The sequence below is a fragment of the Vibrio sp. QJM3NY_39 genome (genome assembly GCF_057785895.1).
Genome location: NZ_CM173506.1, coordinates 1895131 through 1920122, shown reverse-complemented (window position 1 = coordinate 1920122; position 24992 = coordinate 1895131). Strand labels below are relative to the sequence as shown.

24 protein-coding genes are annotated in these 24992 nt (G+C 44.5%); 11 read left to right on the top strand and 13 right to left on the bottom strand.

What is annotated here, in order from left to right; genetic code table 11:
* Window positions 1-20: 20 nt before the first annotated feature.
* From AC3CHU_RS24275 to AC3CHU_RS24265, 3 genes are all read left to right on the top strand, one after another.
* Window positions 21-1043: an ABC transporter permease gene (locus AC3CHU_RS24275; protein ID WP_488525895.1), complete on the top strand. Its 1023-nt coding sequence runs from the start codon at window positions 21-23 to the stop codon at window positions 1041-1043.
* A gap of 9 nt (window positions 1044-1052) precedes the next feature.
* Window positions 1053-2705: a microcin C ABC transporter ATP-binding protein YejF gene (yejF, locus tag AC3CHU_RS24270; protein WP_488525894.1), complete on the top strand. Its 1653-nt coding sequence runs from the start codon at window positions 1053-1055 to the stop codon at window positions 2703-2705.
* Between the two features lie 117 nt (window positions 2706-2822).
* Window positions 2823-3371, top strand: a complete 549-nt coding sequence (locus AC3CHU_RS24265; RefSeq protein WP_017089914.1) for an RNA-binding S4 domain-containing protein — start codon at window positions 2823-2825, stop codon at window positions 3369-3371.
* Window positions 3372-3487: 116 nt separating this feature from the next.
* Here AC3CHU_RS24265 and AC3CHU_RS24260 read toward each other — a convergent pair whose 3' ends face one another.
* Window positions 3488-4363, bottom strand: a complete 876-nt coding sequence (locus tag AC3CHU_RS24260; protein ID WP_488525893.1) for a LysR family transcriptional regulator — start codon at window positions 4361-4363, stop codon at window positions 3488-3490.
* Window positions 4364-4469: 106 nt separating this feature from the next.
* On the opposite strand from AC3CHU_RS24260, the gene AC3CHU_RS24255 reads away from it, so the two are divergent.
* Entirely contained in the window at window positions 4470-5474 is a 1005-nt protein-coding gene (locus AC3CHU_RS24255; protein WP_488525892.1) for a nitrilase family protein, read from the top strand.
* Between the two features lie 105 nt (window positions 5475-5579).
* Here AC3CHU_RS24255 and AC3CHU_RS24250 read toward each other — a convergent pair whose 3' ends face one another.
* From AC3CHU_RS24250 to AC3CHU_RS24205, 10 genes are all read right to left on the bottom strand, one after another.
* Window positions 5580-6023, bottom strand: coding sequence for a F0F1 ATP synthase subunit epsilon (locus tag AC3CHU_RS24250; protein WP_488525891.1), 444 nt, complete (start codon window positions 6021-6023; stop codon window positions 5580-5582).
* 15 nt (window positions 6024-6038) lie between these two features.
* Window positions 6039-7424 carry a F0F1 ATP synthase subunit beta gene (gene atpD / locus AC3CHU_RS24245; protein WP_004730394.1) on the bottom strand — a complete coding sequence of 462 codons (1386 nt, stop codon included), beginning with the start codon at window positions 7422-7424 and terminating at the stop codon, window positions 6039-6041.
* Window positions 7425-7466: 42 nt separating this feature from the next.
* On the bottom strand, window positions 7467-8336 hold the full coding sequence (gene atpG / locus AC3CHU_RS24240) for a F0F1 ATP synthase subunit gamma (protein WP_286301292.1): 870 nt from the start codon (window positions 8334-8336) through the stop codon (window positions 7467-7469).
* 47 nt (window positions 8337-8383) lie between these two features.
* Window positions 8384-9925: a F0F1 ATP synthase subunit alpha gene (gene atpA / locus AC3CHU_RS24235; RefSeq protein ID WP_016794807.1), complete on the bottom strand. Its 1542-nt coding sequence runs from the start codon at window positions 9923-9925 to the stop codon at window positions 8384-8386.
* 9 nt (window positions 9926-9934) lie between these two features.
* Entirely contained in the window at window positions 9935-10486 is a 552-nt protein-coding gene (locus tag AC3CHU_RS24230) for a F0F1 ATP synthase subunit delta (RefSeq protein WP_009844933.1), read from the bottom strand.
* An 11-nt stretch (window positions 10487-10497) separates the two neighbouring features.
* Window positions 10498-10968: a F0F1 ATP synthase subunit B gene (locus AC3CHU_RS24225; RefSeq protein ID WP_171307887.1), complete on the bottom strand. Its 471-nt coding sequence runs from the start codon at window positions 10966-10968 to the stop codon at window positions 10498-10500.
* Between the two features lie 54 nt (window positions 10969-11022).
* Entirely contained in the window at window positions 11023-11259 is a 237-nt protein-coding gene (gene atpE / locus AC3CHU_RS24220) for a F0F1 ATP synthase subunit C (protein WP_004730405.1), read from the bottom strand.
* A gap of 46 nt (window positions 11260-11305) precedes the next feature.
* The gene (gene atpB / locus AC3CHU_RS24215) at window positions 11306-12076 is read right to left on the bottom strand and encodes a F0F1 ATP synthase subunit A (protein WP_488525890.1); all 771 of its coding nucleotides are present in this window, start codon (window positions 12074-12076) and stop codon (window positions 11306-11308) included.
* A gap of 1 nt (window position 12077) precedes the next feature.
* A complete protein-coding gene (locus AC3CHU_RS24210) occupies window positions 12078-12479 on the bottom strand; it encodes a hypothetical protein (RefSeq protein ID WP_004730409.1) in 402 nt (133 codons plus the stop codon).
* An 812-nt stretch (window positions 12480-13291) separates the two neighbouring features.
* Window positions 13292-14173: a LysR family transcriptional regulator gene (locus tag AC3CHU_RS24205; protein WP_171330088.1), complete on the bottom strand. Its 882-nt coding sequence runs from the start codon at window positions 14171-14173 to the stop codon at window positions 13292-13294.
* 157 nt (window positions 14174-14330) lie between these two features.
* On the opposite strand from AC3CHU_RS24205, the gene AC3CHU_RS24200 reads away from it, so the two are divergent.
* From AC3CHU_RS24200 to AC3CHU_RS24170, 7 genes are all read left to right on the top strand, one after another.
* On the top strand, window positions 14331-14729 hold the full coding sequence (locus AC3CHU_RS24200; protein ID WP_004730412.1) for a RidA family protein: 399 nt from the start codon (window positions 14331-14333) through the stop codon (window positions 14727-14729).
* A 199-nt stretch (window positions 14730-14928) separates the two neighbouring features.
* Window positions 14929-16389: an aldehyde dehydrogenase family protein gene (locus AC3CHU_RS24195; protein WP_488526337.1), complete on the top strand. Its 1461-nt coding sequence runs from the start codon at window positions 14929-14931 to the stop codon at window positions 16387-16389.
* A 210-nt stretch (window positions 16390-16599) separates the two neighbouring features.
* Window positions 16600-17595 (top strand): membrane dipeptidase, encoded by a 996-nt coding sequence (locus AC3CHU_RS24190; RefSeq protein WP_029222845.1) that lies wholly within the window; start codon window positions 16600-16602, stop codon window positions 17593-17595.
* Window positions 17596-17826: 231 nt separating this feature from the next.
* On the top strand, window positions 17827-19434 hold the full coding sequence (locus AC3CHU_RS24185) for a BCCT family transporter (protein ID WP_488525889.1): 1608 nt from the start codon (window positions 17827-17829) through the stop codon (window positions 19432-19434).
* A gap of 278 nt (window positions 19435-19712) precedes the next feature.
* Window positions 19713-21524, top strand: coding sequence for a hypothetical protein (locus AC3CHU_RS24180; RefSeq protein WP_488525888.1), 1812 nt, complete (start codon window positions 19713-19715; stop codon window positions 21522-21524).
* Window positions 21521-22258, top strand: a complete 738-nt coding sequence (locus AC3CHU_RS24175; protein WP_004730420.1) for a DUF3726 domain-containing protein — start codon at window positions 21521-21523, stop codon at window positions 22256-22258. Before AC3CHU_RS24180 ends, AC3CHU_RS24175 begins: the two co-directional genes overlap by 4 nt.
* Before the next feature lie 385 nt (window positions 22259-22643).
* Window positions 22644-23936 carry an alpha/beta fold hydrolase gene (locus AC3CHU_RS24170; protein WP_488525887.1) on the top strand — a complete coding sequence of 431 codons (1293 nt, stop codon included), beginning with the start codon at window positions 22644-22646 and terminating at the stop codon, window positions 23934-23936.
* Between the two features lie 166 nt (window positions 23937-24102).
* On the opposite strand, the gene AC3CHU_RS24165 is transcribed toward AC3CHU_RS24170, so the two are convergent.
* Both AC3CHU_RS24165 and AC3CHU_RS24160 read right to left on the bottom strand, forming a co-directional pair.
* Entirely contained in the window at window positions 24103-24285 is a 183-nt protein-coding gene (locus AC3CHU_RS24165; RefSeq protein WP_004730424.1) for a hypothetical protein, read from the bottom strand.
* 254 nt (window positions 24286-24539) lie between these two features.
* Window positions 24540-24767, bottom strand: coding sequence for a PAS factor family protein (locus AC3CHU_RS24160; RefSeq protein ID WP_004730426.1), 228 nt, complete (start codon window positions 24765-24767; stop codon window positions 24540-24542).
* Between the last annotated feature and the right edge of the window lie 225 nt (window positions 24768-24992).

Genomic DNA, 24992 nt, shown 5'->3' with positions numbered 1-24992 from the left:
TAAAAAGGTATTGATAATAAATGTTTAACAACCCTTTAGCTGAAGCTCGTTGGTTACGTTTTAAAGCAAACAAGCGTGGTTTTATTTCCCTTTGGATATTTACCATCTTGTTTGGATTGAGCCTGTTCGCTGAGATTATCGCCAACGACAAGCCACTCTTGGTTTCTTATGATAATCAGTGGTTTGTGCCTGTTATCAATGAGTATGCCGAGACCGAATTTGGTGGCGAGTTTGAAACCGAAGCCGACTATAAAGACCCATATGTTATCGAACTCATTGAAGACAGCGGTTACATCGTGTGGCCAATCATTCCGTTTAGCTACGACACAATAAACTTCGATATTTCAGGCGCGGTGCCATCGGAACCCGATTCGGTGAACTGGTTAGGAACCGATGATAAAGGGCGAGATGTGTTAGCTCGCATTATTTATGGGTTCCGAATTTCCGTGTTATTTGGTTTTATTCTGACGATTGTATCGAGTGTTGTCGGTGTAGTGGTTGGCGCGACACAAGGTTACTACGGTGGCTGGGTCGATTTGCTCGGGCAGCGTTTTATCGAGGTCTGGTCTGGCATGCCGACTTTGTTCTTGCTGATTATCCTTTCCAGTTTTATCGAACCTAACTTCTGGTGGTTGCTTGGGATTATGGTGCTCTTCAGTTGGATGAGTTTAGTGGGTATCGTTCGTGCAGAATTCTTACGCTGTCGAAACTTTGATTATGTGCGAGCCGCGCAAGCCATGGGTGTCGACGATAAACGTATTATGCTTCGTCACATGTTGCCCAATGCGATGGTTGCTTCGTTAACCATGATGCCGTTCATTCTTTCTGGCTCGGTTACCACGTTAACCTCATTAGATTTCTTGGGCTTTGGTTTGCCTGCTGGTTCACCTTCGTTAGGTGAGCTTTTAGCGCAAGGTAAAGCGAACTTGCAAGCGCCTTGGCTTGGCATCTCTGCTTTCGTCGTACTTTCTCTGATGCTTACGTTACTCGTCTTTGTTGGTGAAGCGGTGCGTGATGCCTTCGACCCACATCAACAGAAGTAAGGATAAGTTATGACTTCAAATACAGTTCCTACTTCAGGGTCAACAGCAGAGGCTTCTAATGCATCTCCAGTTCTTACCATAGATAAACTGTCTGTCGGTTTCGGCCGAAAAGATTCGATAGAGCAAGTGACGCAAGATGTCTCTTTAGAAATATACAAAGGTGAGACATTGGCGCTGGTGGGCGAGAGTGGTTCAGGTAAATCGGTTACAGCCAACTCGATTTTAAAACTGCTGCCTAAAGGCTCATCGCATTACTTGAACGGTAAGATCAATTTCTCTGGTACCGATATCCTGAGCTGTTCAGAAAGACAGTTACGCGGGATTCGTGGTGGCCGCATTGGTATGATCTTCCAAGAGCCTATGGTTTCATTGAATCCGCTTCATCGAGTCGGTAAGCAACTGGTTGAAACTCTTTCTATTCACCGAGGAATACGAACCAATAAAGCTCAAGCCTTGGCGATAGAGTGGCTTTCAAAGGTGGGTATTCGTTACCCGGAACAAAAAATATCGGCTTACCCTCATGAGTTATCGGGTGGTGAACGTCAACGTGTAATGATAGCGATGGCATTAATCAACGAACCAGAGTTACTGATCGCTGATGAACCTACAACGGCATTGGATGTATCGGTACAAGCGCAGATCCTTGATCTTCTAAAAGACCTGCAACAAGAACTCGGTATGGCGATGCTTTTCATTACTCATGACTTAAGTATCGTTCGTCAAATTGCCGACAGAGTCGCGGTAATGAAAGATGGGCGGCTAGTTGAAAGCAACGATTGCCAAACATTATTCAATGCTCCTACTCATCCCTACACGCAAAAGCTGATTAACTCTGATCCTAAAGGGTTACCAGTACCTGTTTCTCCTGACAGTAAGCCTTTGCTTGATGTGGACCAACTTCGTGTTTGGTTCCCGATTACGGGGGGCTTATTTAAGCGCACAATTTCGCATATAAAGGCAGTGACTGATATGGAGTTCACCTTGAAAAAAGGGCACTCCATTGGTTTAGTCGGTGAGAGTGGTTCTGGTAAATCGACAACCGGTATGGCAATTCTCAAATTGGTTGAAAGTGAAGGTTCGATTACCTACGCTGACGAACAAATTCAAGGCTTAAACCGCCAGCAGATGCTACCGTTTAGAAGCCGTATGCAAGTGGTGTTTCAAGATCCATTCTCGGCATTGAACCCAAGAATGTCAGTTGCTCAAGTGATTGGTGAGGGTTTATTGGTGCATCAACAATTGGATGACACTGAACTCGACCAACGCATCTGTGACGTAATGAAAGAGGTCGACTTAGACCCAGAAACTCGTCACCGTTACCCCAACGAATTTTCTGGCGGGCAGAGGCAACGTATCGCGATTGCACGCGCACTGATTCTTAAACCAGAGTTTATATTGTTGGATGAGCCAACATCGTCATTAGACAGAACCGTCCAAGCTCAAGTACTGGATTTGTTGAAGTCACTTCAAGAAAAGTATGGCCTGACCTATTTGTTTATCAGTCATGATCTGAATGTCGTGAAATCCTTGTGTCATTACACCATTGTGATGAAAGCAGGCGAGGTAATAGAGAAGGGTGACACTGAGACTTTGTTTGGTAATCCGCAGCATGAATACACCAAGCAACTTGTGAGTCTTTCCAATGTTGGTGGGACGTTATAACGAAGGTGTCAGCACTAAAACAAATAATGACCTGATCAATTCAACATGGTCATTTTGTTGTTTTAAGATTACACTGCGCCCAATATTCCAGAAGTACATATTTAGGTAGAGGTCACCATGGACCAAGAACATTACGAAGACGCTGATTACGAAGGCCAAGAGCTGGGCGAAGAAGGCGAAGAGATTGAAATTGAAGCAATTGGTATTGATGTTTCATCACAGCCAATCGAGCTCTACAAAGTGTTTAAAATTGCTAACCTAGTTAGTGGTGGCGGTGAAGCTAAACACATCATCTCTGAAGGCTACGTAGCGGTAAATGGTGAGCTGGAAACGCGTAAGCGTCGTAAAATGTACGATGGTGATTTCTTTGAATTCAACCAAGAATACTATGTAGTGGTGTGTGATCAGCCAGTACAAGAAGAATCAGAAAAGCCGAAAAAGAAAGAAGCGCCTAAAAAAGATAACAAGGCGAAGAAAGGTCAGTCTAAAAAGGATTCTAAGAAGAAAGAATCTAAGAAAAGCAAAGCCGAAATGCTAAGCGCAACGGCTGAACCAAAGAAAGAGAAAAAAGAGAAGAAGAAAGAAAACAAACCGAAAAAGAAAGCGGATGCGCCAAAGCCAACACGTGACGACAAAAGCGGCCGTAATTCGATTGAATTCTTCTAAAGTTATTACTTTGAAACGTAAGCACCGTTAGACCCAGGTTTTACGTTAAACAGATATCAAAAGGCTCACTATTTAGTGAGCCTTTTTTGTAGGTGTAATTTAGGTCCTGGCCAATTTTATTTTTGAACAGCCACAAACTCTACAAACCTATCCCTGAGTGGATTTTCACACTCACCATTCCATATCAACCCCACTGGCCAGGTGGCGTATTCACCTTCTAACGTAATGAATTCCACATCGGTGTTACTAATGAACTGGGCACTGCTGGGAACAATGGTGAAGCCGATATTGGCAGAAACCAAGGCAAGCAGGGTGAGAATGTCATCGGCTTCTTGCGTCTTTGATAAGTCGATTTTATTGGCAAGACAATATTGTTGAATCTGTCTGTCTAATCCAGGGCCGCGATGTTGGGCAAGCTTTAGATAAGGCCAATTCGATAACTCAGAGAGAGCCTGAACGTTGCTTGGCACTTGTTTGAGAAGATCTTTGTGTATAGCTATCACAAGGGAGTCATTGAAAAGCGTTAGGCTCTCTAAATCCGAGGCGTCGGGTATTCGATTGAAGCTGATATCGAGTTCATGGATCAATAATTCATCCGTCTGCTGCTTAGAAGGTGTGTCATTTAAAGTGACATGAACGTCTGGATATCGCTGTTTATAAGCCGCAATAAGCTTGGGTGCTTCATGATAAGTGGAAACGCCAAAGCCAATGTTCAAATGTCCCTGAGTTCCTTTCACCACCGAGCCTGATAGTTGTTCAAACGCCTGCATTGAATGAACCAAACGTTGGGCTTCTGCCAGTAACGTTTTGCCCGCGAGTGTGAGCTCTGCGCCATTCCTACCACGAGAAAACAGAGATGCCCCAATATTGGATTCAAGTCGTTGAATCTTTTTAGTGAGTGCAGATTGAGTGATGTAGAGCTGCTCTGACGCCAAACGGTAATTGCCCGATTTAGCCAACTGACAGAATGCCTTCAGTAAATCAAATTCCATTCCAAATGCTCATTGAACTAAGAATATCTTTCATTATATGGAATTGAATCGATTTTTTATACTGAGTTCATACCAAATCAGATAAAGCGAAACTTAAGGACGAATCATGAAGAGAGACATCAAAGTAGCGTCGGTTCAATTCAACCACCACGCAGGTGATAAGGCGTATAACTTATCGGTCATAGAACAATATGTTCGACAAGTTGCGGACAATGGCGTGGAGATCATCAGTTTCCCAGAGATGTGCATCACTGGCTACTGGCATGTGTCTGCTTTGTCGCGAGATGAAATTGAAGTGCTAGCGGAACCTGTACCGAGCGGTGAATCAACTCAAAAACTCATTTCTCTGGCAACGCAATTTGGGATGAGCGTTGGCGCAGGCTTGATAGAGCAGGGTACTGATGGCGAGCTATACAACACCTATGTGTTCGCCATGCCTAATGGCGAGGTGCAGAAACATCGAAAACTGCATACCTTTGTTAGTTCTCACATGAGCAGTGGCGATCAATACACGGTCTTCGATACGCCGCATGGCTGCAAAGTCGGTATCTTGATTTGTTGGGATAACAACTTGGTCGAAAATGTCAGGATCACTGCTTTGAAAGGGGCAGATATATTGATTGCGCCACACCAAACGGGCGGTTGTCATTCACGAAGCCCTAATGCGATGAAGCGAATTGACCCAGAGTTATGGTTTAACCGAGATGACAATCCGGAAGCAATTCGTGCTGAAATGCAGGGCAAGAATGGCCGCGAGTGGTTAATGCGTTGGCTGCCTGCAAGAGCTCACGACAATGGTATGTTTGTGGTGTTTAGTAATGGTGTCGGCGTTGATATGGATGAAGTAAGAACAGGCAATGCGATGATCCTCAGCCCTTATGGTGAAATCATTGCTGAGACCGATAGTGTTGATAACGATATGGTGATTGCAGAGCTAAAAGCAGAAGAGTTAGATATGTGTACTGGCAGACGCTGGATTCGCGGCCGCAAGCCAGAGTTATATCATTCACTCACACAACCTCTTGGTCATGAACTTGATCCGCACCAAGCGCGTTTGCTGAGAAATAATGGTGTAAGCGCTGGTGAAAAAGAATGTATTGGGGATGGTTGAAAGGGAGAGAAGGGTTCCTGATGTAGTCTACCCACTTAAACAGTTTTTAAGTGGGTAGACTATTTACACATCAAGCACTAAGCATCAAGCATCTAAGTTCTATTCTCAGTGGTGAGTGCGAGAAGACGTCAGTTCTGATGCGCGTAGCTGAGCAACGGCTTTTGCCAGTTCAAGCTGAGCTTGTGCAAAATTGATGTCGACATTGCCCTTGTTGATATTCTCAAGAGCCGCATATTTCGCTTCTTCTGCGCGAGCGCGGTCAATGTCTTTGCCGTGCAAGGCCGTATCGGCTAACACTGTGACCACATCCGGCTGAACTTCAAGCATGCCACCAGAGACATACAGCACTTGCCCCTCTGATTTAGGGTCTGTGACAAACACTGTCACGCCTGGCTTTATTTTACTGAGAAGCGGGGAGTGACCTGGGCGAATCCCCAGCTCACCGTCAGCGCCAGAAACGGCTAGGGCATAGGCTGGCCCTGAAAACAGCGTACCTTCCGCACTTACGATATTAAGTTGAAATGTATTGTCTGTAACTCCGATAGCCATGATGCACCTACCTTTTTAGAGTGATTTTGCTTTGTTAAGCACTTCGTCGATAGAGCCACAGTACAAGAATGCCTGTTCTGGAATATCGTCGTATTCGCCGCCTAATAGACCTTTAAAGCCTCTTAGTGTTTCACTTAGCGGTACAAATACACCTTTCTGACCAGTAAATACTTCGGCTACGTGATAAGGCTGAGTTAAGAAACGTTCAATCTTACGAGCGCGAGATACGGTCTGCTTATCTTCAGTCGATAGCTCGTCCATACCAAGAATCGCGATGATATCTTTTAGCTCTTTGTAGCGTTGCAGCGTTGTTTGTACTTTTTGTGCAATGTCGTAGTGCTCTTGGCCAACCACAAGCGGATCCAATTGGCGAGATGTTGAATCCAATGGGTCGATTGCAGGGTAGAGGCCTAATGCAGCGATGTTACGCGACAGTACAACGGTTGCATCTAAGTGAGCAAAGGTTGTTGCTGGCGATGGATCGGTCAAGTCATCCGCAGGTACGTATACTGCTTGAATAGACGTGATAGAGCCTTGTCTAGTCGAAGTGATACGTTCTTGAAGTACACCCATCTCTTCAGCCAATGTTGGCTGGTAACCTACTGCTGATGGCATACGTCCTAGCAGAGCTGATACTTCTGTTCCCGCCAGTGTGTAACGGTAGATGTTATCAATGAACAACAGTACGTCACGACCTTCATCACGGAAGCGTTCAGCCATAGTCAGGCCTGTAAGTGCAACACGTAGACGGTTTCCTGGTGGCTCGTTCATTTGACCGTAAACCATGGCAACTTTGTCTAGTACGCCAGCTTCTTTCATCTCGTAGTAGAAATCGTTACCTTCACGAGTACGTTCACCAACACCGGTAAATACAGAGAGACCTGAGTGAGCTTTGGCGATGTTGTTGATAAGCTCCATCATGTTGACGGTTTTACCTACGCCAGCACCACCGAACAGACCGATTTTACCACCCTTCGCGAACGGGCAGATAAGGTCGATAACCTTAACGCCTGTTTCTAGAAGCTCAGTGCTGTTTGCTTGTTCTTCATAAGAAGGGGCTTCACGGTGAATTTCGTAGCTTTCTTTCTGGCCGATTTCACCACATTCATCAATTGGCTGACCAAGCACGTTCATGATACGGCCTAAGGTTTCTTCGCCCACAGGAACCGTGATTGGAGAGCCTGTGTTTTCAACCGTGAGGCCACGGCGCAAGCCATCTGACGTACCCATTGCAATACAACGAACGATACTGCCGCCCAACTGTTGTTGAACTTCTAATACGAGCGAGCTTGCTTCTTCGCTCGTCACTTTCAATGCATCATAAACGCGTGGGCTGTTGCCGCCGCTGAACTCGACGTCTACCACCGCGCCGATAACTTTAACTATTTTTCCAACACTCATCTCTAAATCCTCAAATTCTATTCTGACCCACTCTTTCTGCCCTTAGACAGCTTGAGCACCTGAGACTATTTCACTCAGTTCTTGGGTAATGGCAGCCTGTCGCGCTTTGTTGTAAACCAACTGCAAATCATCGATGAGTTGGCCTGCGTTATCGGTCGCCGCTTTCATGGCTACCATTCGGGCTGCTTGTTCACAGGCAATGCTCTCTACGATGCCTTGATAAACTTGCGATTCAATGTATCGATGTAACAGCTCAGAGAGGATGTCTCTTGGTGCTTGCTCATAGATATAGTCCCAACGACGCGCTTTTTTCGTACCGCCATCAGCCTCAGAATCTGAGGGGTGGGGTAGCAACTGTAAGGTCGTTGGTTCTTGAACCATGGTGTTGATGAACTGGTTATAAACGAGATACAAACTGTCGATTTTTTCGTCGTCGTAATGCCCTAGCATCGCGTTAACTGTACCTAAGATGTCTTCTAATTTAGGCGCGTCACCAAGACCTGACGTTTGCGCGATAACATTGCCGCTGCGTTGGAAAAATGAGATAGCTTTTGAACCAATTAAGGTGGTTTCTACCTCAACACCTTTGGTACGCCACTGTTCCATTTCTTCTAGCACTTTCTTGAACAGGTTAGAGTTCAAGCCACCACATAAGCCTCGATCGGACGAAATAATGATGTAAGCAACACGTTTTGGTTCACGCTGTTGAAGATAGGGGTGCTGGTATTCCAGCGACCCTGATGCGACATGAGAGATAACTTTGCGCATGTTCTCGGCATATGGACGTGTTAGCGTCATATTGTCTTGAACCTTACGCATCTTACTTGCCGCAACCATCTCCATTGCACTGGTGATTTTCTGAGTGTTACTAACACTGCCTATCTTGGTGCGAATTTCTTTAGTATTTGCCATTATCTGCTCCTAATTTGTTTTGATTTCCAGCCAACAAACCGGAGCGTTTACCAAGCTTTCAACGCTACAAAATCACCGAGAAGTTTTGCAAGTGCACTGTCGATCTCGTCGTTGTAGTCACCGTTAGCGTTGATGGTGTCGAACAATTCTGGGTTTTGACCTTTTGCGTAAGCAATTAACTCTTCTTCAAAACGTGCAACTTTGTGCAACTCTACGTCAGCCAAATAGCCTTTTTCTGCTGCGTAGATAACCGTTGCTTGCTCAGCGACAGACATAGGCGAGTATTGCTTTTGCTTCATGAGTTCGGTTACACGCTCACCATGGTCAAGCTGCTTACGCGTCATGTCGTCTAAGTCAGAAGAGAACTGAGCAAATGCGGCTAATTCGCGGTATTGAGCTAACGATGTACGGATACCACCAGACAATTTCTTGATGATCTTGCACTGAGCAGCACCACCCACACGAGATACCGAGATACCTGGGTCAACAGCAGGACGTAGGCCTGAGTTAAACAGTTGGGTTTGTAGGAAAACCTGACCATCAGTAATTGAGATTACGTTGGTTGGTACAAACGCAGATACGTCACCCGCTTGAGTTTCAATGATAGGCAGCGCTGTTAATGAGCCTGTTTGGCCTTTCACTTCACCGTTCGTGAACTTCTCTACATACTCTGCATTCACTCGTGCTGCACGTTCTAGTAGGCGTGAGTGGAGGTAGAATACGTCGCCAGGGAAGGCTTCACGACCCGGTGGGCGTTTAAGTAGCAATGAGATTTGACGGTAAGCGACGGCTTGTTTTGATAGGTCATCGTAGATGATCAGTGCATCTTCACCGCGATCACGGAAGTATTCACCCATTGTGCAACCTGCATAGGGTGCTAGGTATTGAAGCGCTGCTGATTCTGATGCTGATGCCACAACAACGATGGTGTTTTTAAGTGCATCGTGGTCTTCGAGTTTACGAACAACGTTTGCGATAGTAGAGGCTTTCTGGCCAATAGCCACATACACACATTTGATGCCAGAATCTTTCTGATTGATGATCGCATCGATAGCGAGTGCCGTTTTACCAGTCTGACGGTCACCGATGATAAGTTCACGTTGACCACGACCGATAGGCACCATGGTGTCGACCGCTTTATAGCCTGTCTGAATTGGCTGATCGACGGACTTACGCTCGATTACACCCGGTGCAATCACTTCTACTGGGTCTAGTCGGTCACAACTTACTGGGCCTTTGCCATCAATAGGTTCGCCTAGTGTGTTCACGACACGGCCAAGCAGTCCGTTACCGACAGGTACTTCCAAGATACGACCTGTCCCTTTTACTTTCATACCCTCAGAGAGGTCAGTGTAGGGGCCCATAACTACGGCACCGACTGAGTGGGTATCTAGGTTAAGTGCAAGAGCGTACTTGCCACCTGGAAGCTCGATCATCTCACCCTGCATGACATCCGCAAGGCCATTAATGGTAATGATGCCATCACGAACCGAGACTATGGTGCCTTCGTTGCGAGCTTCGGTGCTCACATTAAATTTCGAGATGCGATCTTTAATCAGGTCGCTGATTTCATTTGAATTTAATTGCATAATTGTTACCTATCTCGCGTGAAGTTGATGAGCTAATCGGTTAATTGATGTGTTCAATGAACCATCGATGACGGTTTCACCCGCCTTGATTACGATCCCGCCAACCAGCGAGTCATCAATAACCTGTTCCATTTCAACTTGACGCTCTAATTTCTTCTCAAGTGCAGCAGTGAGTGATGTAACTTGATCTTGTGTAAGCAACTCTGAACTGGTGACAGTGACAGGGATTACACGTTCATGTTCGTCCTTTAGGTCGCTGAACAAGTTAAACAAGTCTCTGATCACTGCAAGACGGCCATTCTCAGCCAAGACTTTGATGAGATTAATGACGTGGTCATCAACAAGTCCTTGGCAAACGTGAATGATGAGATTGACCAGTTCTTCAGATTGCTGTGTGTGAACACCTTCTGCTGATGAAATCTGTTTAGCGATCGTTTCTTCTTCCGCTACCGTCACAAGAATGGACAGCATTGAGTGCCACTCTTGTAACTTGTTTTCACCTAAAGCAAAGTCGAACGATGCTTTAGCGTAGGGATGAGCAATATTGGTGTAATCTGACATATTGCCTCCGTTTAGAGTTCGCTTATCATTTGATCAACTAACGCTCGGTTCGTTTCAGAATCTAGGTTTTTGCTGATCAATTTCTGTGCACTTTGAATAACAGCATCTGCCATATCCGCCTGAAGTTCACGGCGTAACTTTTGACGTTCGCCTTCTAGCTCAGCTCTACCTTGTTCTAAGATGCGTGCCTTTTCTTGCTCGCCTTCTTGGTGAGCTAAGGTGATGATTTCGTTGCGGCGTTTCTTGCCTTGCTCAATCAGTTCGGTCACATTTTTTTTCGCATCTGCGACGATTTGTGCGCCATTTGATTTTGCTAGTTCTAGCTCTTTCGCTGCATTCTCTGAGTGGCGTAAACCATCAGCAATTTCTTTTTGGCGCTCGTCTAACATCGCGGTGAGAGGGGGCCATACATATTTCATGCATAGCCAAACAAAAATCACGAATGAGATTGCTTGACCAAACATGCTGGCATTTAAATTCATACCTTCCTCACTAAATCTTGATTATTTACAAATCGATCTTTTCAAAGCTTTTAATTAAGCAACGGCAAAGATGATGTATAGACCGATACCAACACCGATCATCGGTACAGCATCAACAAGGCCCATCATGATGAAGAATTGAGTACGAAGCATTGGAGTAAGGTCTGGTTGACGAGCAACACCTTCAAGGTATTTACCTGCTAAGTTACCAATACCAGATGCCGCACCTGCTGCACCTAAACCGATCAGTAATGCACCTGCTACATATAAAACTGCGCTTACGATATCCATTTGTATCTCCGATAAATAATGTGTTAGTTAATTTTTTAGTTATTAATTAATGGTGTTCTTCTGTTGCCATTGCTAAATAAACAACGGTCAGTACCATAAATATAAATGCTTGCAAGAATACGATTAATATGTGGAATAAGGCCCATGGAACACTTAGTGCCCATTGCATCCACCAAGGCATTAGTGCGATAAGGATGAATATCATCTCGCCTGCATACATATTTCCGAATAATCGTAATCCTAGCGATATTGGCTTTGAAATTAATGTTATTAATTCAAGAGCAAAGTTAACAGGATATAAAAGAGGGTTATCAAATGGCTGAGTAGTTAGCTCTTTGATAAAGCCTTTCAAACCTTTATTTTTAAACGTATAAGTTAACAATAAAATAAACACACCGAGTGCCATCGATATTGGAATATTTACATCCGCTGTCGGTAGATCTCTAAAGTGTTCTAAACCTATTGCACGAGTTAACCCTGGTATTAAATCAATTGGTAATAGGTCGACTGCATTCATTAACAGCACCCAAACAAAAGTGGTTAATGCCAGTGGCCCTATTAGTTTATCCTCCGCTTGAAAAATCTCTTTGACTAGGTTGTTAACGAAATCAAAGATAAGCTCGATAAAACATTGAAAACGACCTGGAACACCGCTAGTGCCCTTGGTCACTACATATCGAAAAGCTCCAATAAACAGTAAACCCGTGATCCAAGATACCAACATTGAGTCAATGTTGAACGCCCAGAAACCATCACCTGTAGTTAAGAAGGTTAAGTGATGCTCTATGTATTCGTGAGCGGTAGTGACTTGATCCATACTACACGTACTCCGATCTTGTAGAGGCAGTAATAAATGGTGTTAAGAAGTACCCAATCATTGTGAAAATATACGCGTATAATATTACTGGGTTATCCAATTTAAAAAACTGGAATGCCAAGATAAACATTAAGAACGTATAGGTTATTTTCACGACACGACTCATTTGCATTAAGTCACGTAAACTATAATTAGGATTCTTGTGCACCTTTAGGCTTGCATATATAAAACCAAACAGCGGTGGTAACATCGCGATTACGACACCCAAAGCTGAAGACTCCATATCTACTTTATTACCAAAAAACACTTCATATAAAACTACACCGACGGCTAATACTATTTGGCAGAGAACAACTCTTTTAGCAGCAACAAGGATGTCGCTACTTATCCCATTAAGCCTCATAATAAAACCCTATATTTAACAGTGTAAGTTAATATAAAACACAGTTTGAATATGTTTTGTTACTAGCACTTACTTGTTAATAGCAATTTGACTTGTTAATAAACCTTTACTTGTTAACAAAGAAATAATCTTTCTGGCTTTATATTTCCTGACGAAATTAAACGATAAAAACTAATTCGCTATCGTTTCGACAAAATATAAACTACGCCTAAAATTATGTGATCAAAACGACAAATATCGACATCAATAATTCCATTTTTGAAATGAGTGTTTTTCATTTATGAAAGTAATAGTTGAATAACTTTATTCATGAAAATTTTAAATGCTTTATTTTCAGCGGAAAGGGGCGCTTTTATGTGAAAATTTTAGACGTAAATTTGGCAAGTTACGATCTTATCAATTAAGCATATTCAAACACTTAGCGTCATTTATAAGTTGATTATTGAGTGCCATTCTACAAGTGGATAAAGTCAGTTTTAGTCAGCGATGAAAGCCTTCGTACATTGAGTTATTTATCTATACGGCGTTCTCTATCTGGAAGTGATTATTTTTCAAAATAGTTTGTCACGACTTCATTCTTAACGTCTTTCAAGCGATTCGAAGCGGATAAATCGGCGTTTAAGATGAATATGATGGAAGAAATTCAGCTCCTCACATGGATGAAATGAGCTGAAGATAGGGCAAAAATCTGAAGGTTAGGGCACTAAGCCCAAGATAGAAAGGTCAAAAGTCTGGAGATTCGAGCTGGAATTTCTTGATGTGTTGCTCTAACAACCGCTTTTTAAGCAAACAAACTCAATCATGTCCCTCTATTAGTCCTCATAACTTAAATATTGAATACATAAGTCATGAAAAGCCTGCGCTTGTGGCGAGATCGTACGATCAGACAATCTGAAAATACCGATCTGACGCTGTAAGGGCGGGTCAATCAATGGAATCCAAACCAAACGGGTTTCATTGGTTGGGAAAGCCAGCTTAGGTAGTGTGGTGACGCCTATCCCGAGTTCTAACACCGAAAACAACGAAGTGATGTTCTCTACTGAGTACAGAGCTTGTTCACTGAGCATTCGGGCGGGTGTTGGGTCAAGCAGGGTACAAGTCCCGTTGCGAATGAAGGGTTGTTTTAACAAAGTTTGCCATTCGATTCCCTCTTTTTGAGAGGCGATAGGGTTGTCTTTGAGGCAGACCACACCGATAGGATCGGAAAGTAAAGGTGTGAAGTCGATGCTCTCTTCTTCTAAATGGGAGCTATTTCCTAGGGCAACATCCACCTCTCCAGACAATAGTCTCGCTTCCACACCTGCCGCATTATCATCAATCAAGCTGACTTCTACATTAGGGTACTGCTCACAAAAAGCCCCTAAAACACTAGGGATTAATTTTGCGGCGACCGATGGCACGCTCGCTATTCGAACTCTTCCTTGTTGTCCTGCCGCGGCTGCGCGCAGGTCATTGTCTAATGCCTTGTAAACATTCAGGAATTGAATGATTTTTGGAAGGCATATTTCCCCGAAAGGTGTCAGGGTTGATTTGTTGCCTGTTTCAAACAGTGGCTGGCCGAGTATTTTTTCCAGCTCTTTTATCGACGTAGAAAGTGCCGCTTGCGATCGATTTGCACGGTGAGATGCCGCTCGAAATCCGCCTTCTTCGACCACTAAAACAAAATGTTTTAACTGTTGTAGCTTAATACTCATGGCACTGATCCTTCTCTAGCCCTTGCTATACCTTACTTTTTGAAAGGTGATAGATTTTATTTATCAAATGCACAAAATTTACCGTTAGATTTATCAGCCGTCAAGGCGCAGTATTTAACCATCTTGAAACATAGTTGTTACAAAGTTGGATGGAATCGTGAACGCACAAACTAAAAAACACCCAGTAAAAACCGAGCTTTTTGCTTCAAAAGCACCACTAGAGTGGGCAATCGTTAATAACGGCACTCTATACACAGCGCAGATTCCAATTGATGAAACTGGCGCAGTAGTAGAAGGCGGTATCGAAGCGCAAACGCGTCAGACTTTTAACAACCTTGTTCATACGTTGGAGTGTGCAGGCGAATCTATGGATTCAGTGCTGCAAGTTCTGATTTACGTGACAGACCGTGAATATCTAAAAACGGTAAACAGCGTATACGGAGAATACTTCAATGCACCTTATCCAAACCGTGCTGCGGTCGTCGTTGCAGGGTTAGCAAGAGAAGAGATGCTGGTCGAGTTCGTGGTTTATGCATCGGCGTCTCAACCTGAATAATCAGACTGTGAACTAAAGCTATTTGCGGATCAAAACTCTTTTAAATTGAAGTGGTTTATTGATGCAAGCGACTTGGTTCATTTTAGAAACAAAATATACATCTTATTTTAGCAATTAATTACCTGAATATTAACAGTTTATTAATTAACCAGATGGTTGCCAGACTCAACCGCAACCTAACCGTTACAAGGACAGAATGATGACTCAATTACAGAATGTTCAAGCAGAAAACGCACTTTACATCGGCGGCGAATGGCAAGCGGGTGTAAGCACCGTTGCGAACATTAACCCATCAGATATTTCTGAAAACATCGGTAACTTCGCACAAGCAAGTGCTGACCAAGTTCAACAGGCGATTTCAGCGGCTAAGCACGCTCAACCAGAGTGGGAAAAAACGCCGATTGAACGTAAGCAAGCGGTACTTCAAGCGATTGGTGATGAGCTGATTGCGCGTTGTGACGAGCTAGGTACGTTGCTTTCTCGTGAAGAAGGTAAGCCTTTTGCTGAAGGTCGTGGTGAAATTTACCGTGCAGGTCAGTTCTTCCAGTATTTTGCGGCTGAAGTGCTTCGTCAAATTGGCGACAACGCAGAATCAGTACGCCCAGGCGTTTCTGTAGAAGTGACTCGTGAAGCGGTGGGTGTTATCGGCATCATCTCTCCTTGGAACTTCCCGACAGCGACTGCTGCTTGGAAAATCGCTCCAGCGCTTGCTTTCGGTAACAGCGTTATCTGGAAACCAGCAAACCTAACACCAGCAAGTGCGGTTGCGCTAACTGAGATTATCCACCGCCAAGGCATGCCAGCAGGCACGTTTAACCTTGTTCTAGGTAGCGGTTCGAAAGTAGGTGATGCACTGATCAACTCTAAAGAAGTGAACGGTGTGAGCTTTACCGGTTCTGTTGATACAGGTCGTAAGGTTGCGGCGGCTACAGCGCCAAACTTCGTTCGTTGCCAACTAGAGATGGGCAGTAAGAACGCACTTGTGGTTGCTGATGATGCTGATATCCAAACAGCTGTTGATGCGACTATCGCAGGTTCGTTCTCTGGCGCAGGCCAAAAATGTACAGCATCTTCTCGTCTAGTGGTTATGGATGGCATTCACGACCAATACGTTGAAGCACTGATCAAGCGTATGAGCGAGCTTAAAGTGGGTCATGCACTAGAAGACGGCGTATTCATGGGCCCTGTTGTCGATGGTAACCAACTTGAAGTAAACCTAGGTTGGGTTGAGAAAGCACGTCAAAGCGGCGGTGAGCTAGCATTTGGTGGCGAACGCCTAAGCATGAAACACGAAGGCTTCTACATGTCTCCAACGCTGTTCTTGAACACTAAGAACGATTGGGAAGTGAACCAAGAAGAAGTGTTTGCACCAATGGCAAGCGTGATTCGTGTCGCTGACCTAGAAGAAGCGATTGCGACAACAAACGATACTCGCTTTGGTCTAACGGGCGGCATCATTACTCAAAGCCTACGTACTAGCGCAATGTTCAAGCAACAAGCGCAAACAGGTTGTGTGATGGTGAACCTACCAACAGCAGGCACGGATTACCACGTACCGTTTGGTGGTCGTAAAGAGTCTAGCTTCGGTCCTCGTGAGCAAGGTCAGTACGCGAAAGAGTTCTACACAGTAGTGAAGACAGCTTACCAGCGTCCTTACTAATCAACATTCTATATAAGAATTGGATAGCTGAGGATATTAAGTCCCAAGCTATCCTGCTATCGAATTGGCCTGATTCACAGAGTCAGGCCAACATCCCAACCAAAGCAGCAAACGAAATTAGACAAGTGATTTAACCCATTTTTGAAAACATGTTATTTGAGCGTGTTTTCAAAACCGAGCTAGAACACTGAGCTTTCAATAGGAGTGGTTATGTACCAGCAACGGATTGTTATAGATGGATTGCAATACTGCAATTGGAACAGAGAATATTTCCAAACACTAAAGGCGAGCGGCATTACAGCAGTTCACGCTACCGCGGTTTACCACGAGACAGCTCGTGAAACCTTATCTCGCTTTGCAGAATGGAACTTAAGATTCGAGCAGAACGCAGACATTATCATGCCGATTCATTCAATGGCTGATGTTGAAACTGCAAAAGCGACGGGCAAAGTCGGCATTTTTCTAGGGGCTCAAAACTGTTCTCCAATCGATGATGAGATTGGTCTTATCGAAGTGATGCGTCAGCAGGGTCTTTTGATCATGCAATTGACGTACAACAACCAGAGCTTATTGGCGACAGGTTGCTACGAGAAGAACGACACCGGTATTACTCGCTTTGGTAAGCAAGCAATCGAAGAGATGAACCGAGTGGGCATGATCATCGATATGTCTCACAGTGCCGAGCGTTCAACGCTTGAGGCGATTGACCTGTCTTCTCGTCCTATTTGTATCAGCCATGCGAACCCAACGTTTGCTCATGATGCACTAAGAAACAAATCAAACGATGTGATTAAAGCCCTAACCGCACGCGGTGGCTTAATCGGATTCAGCTTATACCCATTCCACCTACCAAACGGCAGCCAATGTACGTTGGAAGATTTCTGCCAAATGGTTGCAACGACTGCTGACATGGTCGGCGTAGAACACCTAGGTATTGGTAGTGACCTATGCTTAAACCAACCTCAAGCCGTTCTTGAATGGATGAGAAATGGTCGTTGGTCTAAAGCAATGGACTACGGTGAAGGCTCTGCGAACAACTCAGGTTGGCCAGATGCGCTGCCTTGGTTCTGTGGTAGTGCGGGTATGGAAAACATCTATAACGGATTGATGCGTCACGGTTTTAGCGAATCTGAAGCTGGGCAAGTCTTGGGAGAAAACTGGTTTAATTTCTTGAAAGATGGCCTAGAGCCTCAAAGCAAGGGTTAAGTGTTTTTTCACAAGCAATCATCGAATTAGCAGCCTTCTAATAAACGTTCATTTAGACGTGCTGTTTTAACCAATTTCACTATTCAAAAGGAACAACGGTCTATTTCGTAACGCGGTAACCCAAACATGGATTAGCCTGCCCAACACAAAAAACAATAGGGCAGGTGTTAAATACACCTCTTGTAGTCATCATTAAAGTGACAGCTGCAAAGAAACCTCTGGAGTCAGAGTATGTCTGATTTAACCAATAGCGTGAAATCTTCAAACGTAAATGCGGGTCAAACACACACAGCAAGTAATACAACAAGCCAAAATACACAGTCTGAATCTACGTCAGACAAATTAGGACTAACCAACCCAGCACTATGGTACAGCGGCGGCTTTATTGCTCTGTTTGTAGCCCTTGCTTTGTTTGATGGCGAGCTGCTGTCTACCCTAGTAAATACCGGCTTTGCATGGTCTGTAAAAGTGTTCGGCCCATATTGGCAAATGCTTCTTCTTCTGACTTTTCTTATTGGTCTTGGCCTAGCGGCAGGGCGAACAGGCAAGGTTATCCTAGGTGGCATCGATAAGCCTGAGATGGACGGCTTCCGCTGGATGGCGATCATCTTTTGTACGTTACTTGCGGGTGGCGGTGTGTTTTGGGCGGCAGCAGAGCCTATCGCACACTATGTGAGTCCTCCACCGTTGTATGGCGCACAAGAAAACGCACAACAAGGCGCAGTAAACGCATTATCACAATCGTTTATGCACTGGGGTTTTCTCGCATGGGCAATCGTTGGTAGCTTAACGTCTATTGTGGTTATGCACCTTCACTACGACAAAGGCTTGCCTCTTAAGCCTCGTATTTTGCTATACCCAGTTTTAGGCGAAAGAGCACTGAAAGGTCATACCGGCGCACTGATTGATGCATGTTGTATTGTTGCAGTAGCAGCGGGCACCATCGGTCCGATTGGCTTCTTGGGCTTGCAAGTGAGCTACGCACTGAACGAACTGTTTGGTATTCCAGATGGCTTCACGACACAGCTGATCATCATCTTGTTCGCTATCGTTCTTTACACATTGTCTGCATTAAGTGGTCTTAACCGCGGGATGCAAATGCTAAGCCGTTACAACGTAATTTTAGCAATGGCATTGATGGTCTACATTCTGATCTTTGGTCCAACGAACTTCATCTTCAATGGCTACATCCAAGGTGTAGGCAGCATGATTGACAACTTCATCCCAATGGCGACTTACCGTGGTGACGAAGGTTGGTTGAGCTGGTGGACAGTGTTCTTCTGGGGCTGGTTCCTAGGTTACGGACCAATGATGGCAATCTTCATTGCTCGAATTTCACGCGGTCGTAGTATTCGTCAGTTGGTGACAACCATTAGTATTGTTGCTCCGTTTGTTACTTGTTTTTGGTTCACGATTGTTGGTGGTTCAGGTCTGGCATTTGAAATCGCAGATCCGGGCAGTGTAAGTAAAGCATTTGAAGGTTTTAACTTACCAGGCGCGCTACTGGCGGTAACTCAACAGCTACCAATGCCAATGCTTACGTCTATTCTGTTCTTGATCTTGACGACGATCTTCATCGTAACGACCGGTGACTCGATGACTTACACCATCAGTGTGGTAGTCAGTGGTGAGACAGAGCCTAACGCAATTATTCGTACTTTCTGGGGTGTGATGATGGGGGTAACAGCATTGATTCTGATTTCCCTAGGTTCAGGCGGAATCTCTGCGCTGCAATCGTTCATTGTAATCACAGCGGTACCGGTGTCCATAATCTTACTGCCATCGCTTTGGAATGCGCCTCAAATCGCAATCAAGATGGCGAAAGAGCAAGGTTTTTAAAGAACAGGTTTTTTAAAGAACAGATTTTGTAAAGAAAAGGGCTCTGTAAGACAAGGGCTCTGTAAAACAAGAAACTGATTAAATAAGAAAAATCAGCCTTCGAAAGAAGGCTGATGCAAAAATTCCGAAAGGAACAGCAAAACCGTACTGGTGAAGATACACCGGACGGCAACGTATTTAGGTCAATCGATCTAGTCAGGACAAATAATAAGGTGCGAGCTCGCTTGCCCCACATAACGTGAAAGCTAACCAGCATACAGTAATAACGAATGCTTCAAATGACGGCAACGATCGGTTCTGAATGGCTAGCAAAATCCTATAACTATAAGGTGGTGAGCAAAATGGATGCACATCGTTCTACCTACACTGAATCAGCATTACGTGACGCAACGGTCGTCATGGCACCGGAAAGGCTAGGTGCGATGCACCAAACACGTATCAGCTTTGTAAGAACTCTGATTCGTAAAATGGCGCAGCAAGAATGGAAAGTGACGAAACATGAATGGCAATTAGACGCTCAGGGTTTTGGTCATGTTATCTATAAACTAGTGACGCCAAACCATGTTTATCATTTGGTTGTTTTTTGCGATGAAATTGCAGATGACGAACGAAATGACCGTGTAATTGCTGAAAAGTGGGACGTAACGTTTGCGCTTGTTCTTGGTGATGTTGATGTCACCCTACTTGAAAGACTTCGTGCGAATGTACCGCTTCAAGAAGCCGGCCGTAATCCAAATAACGTACTTGTTTTAGCGCGTGCAAACAAAAGTGTACGTGTGTTTGAACACATCGTGAGTCACTTGGCGAAAGGTGTTCAACCAACGCCAAAAGAACTCGCTGAAGTAGGCTACATCCTAAGAACCACTGCCGTTTATGGTAATGGCAAATTTGGCATTGCAGACTTTAAAATCTTGGAGAAAAATGAAGATTTTAATCAGTCATTTAGTGCGCAAATGTGTGCAGTTTATATGCTACGTGAGTTCAGCCTAGATTGGGTTCATTACCTAGCCGAACAACAGGGCGGTGAACAAGCGATTACCTTGCATCGAGGATTACAACGTTACCTTGGTGTTGGTAATGCGACTGGCTTGGGTATGGCGCCATACCTTATTAACCACCCTAGTATTGTCGATCAGTGGATGACAACCCGTGAACATGCATTGGCGGACGTGTTGTCCAATCAGACTGATACGTCGTTGATCGAGCCACTACGTACCTTAGTTAAAAAAGCGATTTGTCATTTAGAACAAGTCGTTACCATCAATGAAACACAGCAAGAGCTGAACAAAGCCGCTGTTGATGATTTGAAAGAAACAGAGCAATCGCTAGAAACGTCTGTCAGCCAGTGTGATACATGGTTGCAGTTAGTCGAGCAATCTAAGCAAATGAGTATGGAAGCCCAAGAAATCCTTATCTCATGTTTGATGGAATTGTACCCAGAATTAGTGGACGCCCATCAAGAGCAAATGAATTGCAGCGAAACACTGTCGCTTCCTAGCGGCAAAAAGATTCAAGATCTTCTTGTTGTACTAGAAGAGAAGTATCGCTGGGCGATCACGACCGATTTTACAAAAGCAGAGAACAACTACTGGTTCTGGTATCGCTCTCAAGACAAAGAAGAGCCAAGACTCGGTGTTCGAGGTGAAGAACTGGGTGAAGAGCGTGAACTGCCGTTGGATATCGGCCGTCAAGCTTACCGTTTGTACCATGCTTTATTGCAATTCGCACCTGAGCTTTCATTGGCTGAATTCCTTGTTAAACAGCCGCAGCACCGTGCAATTGCGCGCCGTGTGTGGACGTTGGGTAACAAAGCGATGGGCGACATTCAAATGAATGTGCTGCATCAAGATTCGCCGCCAATGCACTTGCTGCGTTGCAAGCTAGCGATGTTTGGTGCGACTAAGTTTGATCCTCGCTCAGACCGTTGGGTGCGAGTAACGTTTTTCCAAGGCGCACCGCTGCTTGATGAGATTCATCAGGATGAATGGGTGTTCCCAATATTACCAAGTGCAGCTGAACTGTCTGGTTCGCAAAATGTTTCTATTCACAGCACAACGGCGAAAGGCCAACATGGAGGTAAATCGTTATGATCGTTTCTCACAATGAACTGGTAGCGGCCGTCAATAAAGCCTTTTTAGGTATGCGTCGTACATGTGGTGAAGCTGATGTGATAGCGAACATGGTGGCAGATTTACAAATGGTCGGTTTGGATGGTGTTCGTCATTTTAACAGTGCGAGTAACTTCATCGGGCTAGAAGACGACCGCCCTGTAGATATTCAGGTGCGCAGCGATAATACGGTTGAAGTCGACCTGCACAAGGCGAGTTTGGCGTGTCATCTTCCTGTGATTATGGACTACTCGATTGAAAAAATGGTTGGTAAGAAGACGCTTAAAATTGAGCTAAATAACTGCCATAACCGTTGGTTGGCATATAGCGAGCTTGTAAAACTGGCTGCGAAGGGTATCGCGTGCATGGCACGTTGGGATAACGGCTCTAACCCTAAGAGCACTTTGTATGTGCTTAATCGTGGTTGCGTTGCACCAGAACTGTTTTTATCAGATTTGCCACTGGCATCGGTCGAACATATCCACAATATGACCATCGAACTTTCCGTCCAGGATTTCGATATCGAACGTTTGTCAGATGGCTACCAAACACACATTGAATCGGAAGCGCTTTTTAAAACTCAAGAGAAAGCATGGAACGATGGCATTGAGGTGGATGATGGAGAGTGGGCGGCACTGAAAGAGACCGCTACCGCAATCCTAGTTCAGAGCAGCGAACGCTCGACTCAAGGTGCAGGTGAACTGACGGCTTCGTAGTCGCTCGATTTATTAGGTTCATTAGAACTAACAGGTTCGATAGATTAACAGCGAGTAAGCCAGTTAGTTTATCAACACAGATAAAACCAAAGAGCTTAACGAATCCTCACCTCGTTAAGCTCTTTTTATTTGCCTCACGCTTTGGGTTTGCTTTACCTCATTCTTTTGCTCTCTCGCTGGATCAGCCTCTTCTAAACTGACTGTTTTGACACACGTTGTTACCCGTTGAGAGGTAATTGAACAATTAAACGAAGCACCTTCACATTCATGTTAAACAAACGGTTTCATTTACAAGCTACTATGCGTATCTTGCTCATATGGGTGCCAAAGGGCGCCATTTTTATTCGTACCAATGACTTTAGAATCAGATAAAAAGGAATGAAGCGTGCAAGCTAACTTTATTGATGGAACCACCCTGTATCGTCAGCACTCTTTCGAGTTGCCACTTGATTATCAAGCCAAAGATGGACAACAGATCCAAGTCTTCGCACGTGAGCTGGTTGATCTCGCTAAAGATGCGCAAGAGCTGCCGTGGTTGATCTACTTTCAAGGCGGCCCTGGTTTTCCTTCTCCACGGGTGAGCGGTCAATCTGGTTGGCTAAAGCGTGCATTACAAAGCTATCGTGTTCTGCTTCTGGACCAACGTGGTACAGGCAACAGCACGGTTATCAGTCATGAAACGTTGGCGCCCCTTTCTCCAGAACAACAAGTCGAGTACTTAACGCATTTCAGAGCGGATAACATCGTTCGTGACGCTGAAGCGATTCGTGAACAGTTTGGTATTAAGCAATGGTCGACGATTGGTCAAAGCTTTGGTGGCTTCTGTACACTGAGCTATTTGTCACTGTTCCCACAGAGCTTGCAGCGTTGTTATGTGACGGGCGGCATTCCTTCTATTGAACGAGAAGCTGACGATGTTTATCGTGCGACTTACAAGCGTGTAGAAGACAAAAACAGAGCTTTCTTTGCTCAGTTCCCACAAGCACAAGCTATGTGTCGCGAGATCTCTGATTACCTGCTTAACAATGATGTGAGACTGCCAAACGGTCAGGTGTTTACAGTTGAACAGTTCCAGCTGATTGGTATTAACCTTGGTGGCGGAGAAGCGAATCTGCCGATGTATTTCACATTGGAGAGTGCGTTTGTTGAAGTGAGCGGAAGCAAGCAGTTAAGCTACAGCTTCTTAAATCAAATGCAGCAAGAGCAGGGCTACCTAACGAACCCAATCTACGCGATTTTGCATGAATCGATTTACTGCCAAGGTGCAGCGTCTAACTGGTCTGCACATCGAGTTCGTGAACAGTACTCACACTTTAACTACCAAACGGGTAGCGAGTTCTGGTTTACCGGAGAAATGGTGTACCCATGGATGTTCGACCAACTAGAAACGCTGAAGCCATTACGTGAAGCGGCAAACATGTTGGCCGAGAAGTCGGATTGGGGTTCTTTGTATAACGCAGAGCAACTGAGCAAGAATACGGTTCCGATGGCATGTGCGGTTTATGCGGATGATATGTATGTAGAGCTGGATTACAGCCGTGAAACACTGGCGAATATTCCAAATTCGAAAGCGTGGATTACCAACGAGTATGAGCACAATGGTTTGAGAGTGGATGGCGAAAGAATTGTCGATAAACTAATGACGATGGTTGAAGCGTTAGAAAACCTGCCAAAATAATTAGACGATTTACGTTAGAAATAAGATACGCTAGAAACAAGAAAACGCTGCATCCGTGCAGCGTTTTTTTTATGTCATCAAACTCTGTTTTTCTCAGTATCGTATTGATAACTAAAGCGAGTAAAGCAGAGAATTTAAGAACCGGGAGGGATAGTTCCTAAACTCATTAAGGTTGGATGACGATATCTTGATTCTCAGTAGTAGATAAGCTGGCGCGGTTCTGTTCGATAAGTTGAGCCGCATAAGAGGGAGTCACAGCTTGAATTTCGCCTTTTGAACGAATGGTTAGTGCTTCCCACGCATGATCACGGTATTTGCCTGTTTGTGTATATTCAATAAGTACTCTCATGATTCTTCCATCCGATGTGTGGTTAACGTGCTACTAACATTAGCGCCATTATTGTGGTTACACACCTGTTAAAAATGGAACATAAGATTAACCAAATGAGAATGCGTGTAACTTAAAAAACAGGCCCAACTGCACTTAACCGTACTTATCATAACTAACGACGTTTATCGTAACCAACCGTCCTTATTGTAAATAGCGTCCATAAAAAACGCTGCACAATGGCAGCGTTAAAGTTGAGATAGGTTGAAGGTTGTTTAGCTGTTTTCTAAGCCAACAATCTTGCGTGCAGACATCACTGCACTATCCAAGTCGGTCAATCTACCAGCACTTGCTGGACCAAGAACTGATGAATATAAAGCCAACTGCTTCTCAAATGATAAATCTAATTGGTTATATAGATTTTGGCGGATTTGAGCGTGTTGCTGTGGCTTTGCGCTCGACAGGCCTTCCAACGTATCGTAGATGAGTGTAGTTGTATCCATAACTGTCCTTAGTACATCTTTAGAAAATTTTGCGTATTATGCACTTGGTGTCATCTTTGTTCTGCGAGATTGATCGCATTATGTGCAGCTCTGCTTAATTGTGTAATCAGTTAGTTACAATTGTGTTGTACGGCAAAGCATCGAAAACTTGGGTTTGGGCAAAAGAAAAGGAGACACAGTGGTCTCCTTTTGGTTTGTTAGGCAAAGATAAAGGTTACGTGCTGT

Bases quoted from the DNA above. Each gene is read 5' to 3' on its own strand.
- atpE (WP_004730405.1), bottom strand. From the start codon at position 11,259: ATGGATATCGTAAGCGCAGTTTTATATGTAGCAGGTGCATTACTGATC.
- AC3CHU_RS24230 (WP_009844933.1), bottom strand. From the start codon at position 10,486: ATGTCAGATTACACCAATATTGCTCATCCCTACGCTAAAGCATCGTTC.
- atpG (WP_286301292.1), bottom strand. From the start codon at position 8,336: ATGGCAAATACTAAAGAAATTCGCACCAAGATAGGCAGTGTTAGTAAC.
- AC3CHU_RS24205 (WP_171330088.1), bottom strand. From the start codon at position 14,173: ATGAGTATTAAGCTACAACAGTTAAAACATTTTGTTTTAGTGGTCGAA.
- AC3CHU_RS24265 (WP_017089914.1), top strand. From the start codon at position 2,823: ATGGACCAAGAACATTACGAAGACGCTGATTACGAAGGCCAAGAGCTG.
- AC3CHU_RS24210 (WP_004730409.1), bottom strand. From the start codon at position 12,479: ATGAGGCTTAATGGGATAAGTAGCGACATCCTTGTTGCTGCTAAAAGA.
- AC3CHU_RS24250 (WP_488525891.1), bottom strand. From the start codon at position 6,023: ATGGCTATCGGAGTTACAGACAATACATTTCAACTTAATATCGTAAGT.
- AC3CHU_RS24260 (WP_488525893.1), bottom strand. From the start codon at position 4,363: ATGGAATTTGATTTACTGAAGGCATTCTGTCAGTTGGCTAAATCGGGC.
- AC3CHU_RS24225 (WP_171307887.1), bottom strand. From the start codon at position 10,968: ATGAATTTAAATGCCAGCATGTTTGGTCAAGCAATCTCATTCGTGATT.
- yejF (WP_488525894.1), top strand. From the start codon at position 1,053: ATGACTTCAAATACAGTTCCTACTTCAGGGTCAACAGCAGAGGCTTCT.
- atpB (WP_488525890.1), bottom strand. From the start codon at position 12,076: ATGGATCAAGTCACTACCGCTCACGAATACATAGAGCATCACTTAACC.
- AC3CHU_RS24180 (WP_488525888.1), top strand. From the start codon at position 19,713: ATGACGGCAACGATCGGTTCTGAATGGCTAGCAAAATCCTATAACTAT.
- AC3CHU_RS24185 (WP_488525889.1), top strand. From the start codon at position 17,827: ATGTCTGATTTAACCAATAGCGTGAAATCTTCAAACGTAAATGCGGGT.
- AC3CHU_RS24190 (WP_029222845.1), top strand. From the start codon at position 16,600: ATGTACCAGCAACGGATTGTTATAGATGGATTGCAATACTGCAATTGG.
- atpA (WP_016794807.1), bottom strand. From the start codon at position 9,925: ATGCAATTAAATTCAAATGAAATCAGCGACCTGATTAAAGATCGCATC.
- AC3CHU_RS24195 (WP_488526337.1), top strand. From the start codon at position 14,929: ATGACTCAATTACAGAATGTTCAAGCAGAAAACGCACTTTACATCGGC.
- AC3CHU_RS24175 (WP_004730420.1), top strand. From the start codon at position 21,521: ATGATCGTTTCTCACAATGAACTGGTAGCGGCCGTCAATAAAGCCTTT.
- atpD (WP_004730394.1), bottom strand. From the start codon at position 7,424: ATGAGTGTTGGAAAAATAGTTAAAGTTATCGGCGCGGTGGTAGACGTC.
- AC3CHU_RS24165 (WP_004730424.1), bottom strand. From the start codon at position 24,285: ATGAGAGTACTTATTGAATATACACAAACAGGCAAATACCGTGATCAT.
- AC3CHU_RS24160 (WP_004730426.1), bottom strand. From the start codon at position 24,767: ATGGATACAACTACACTCATCTACGATACGTTGGAAGGCCTGTCGAGC.
- AC3CHU_RS24275 (WP_488525895.1), top strand. From the start codon at position 21: ATGTTTAACAACCCTTTAGCTGAAGCTCGTTGGTTACGTTTTAAAGCA.
- AC3CHU_RS24255 (WP_488525892.1), top strand. From the start codon at position 4,470: ATGAAGAGAGACATCAAAGTAGCGTCGGTTCAATTCAACCACCACGCA.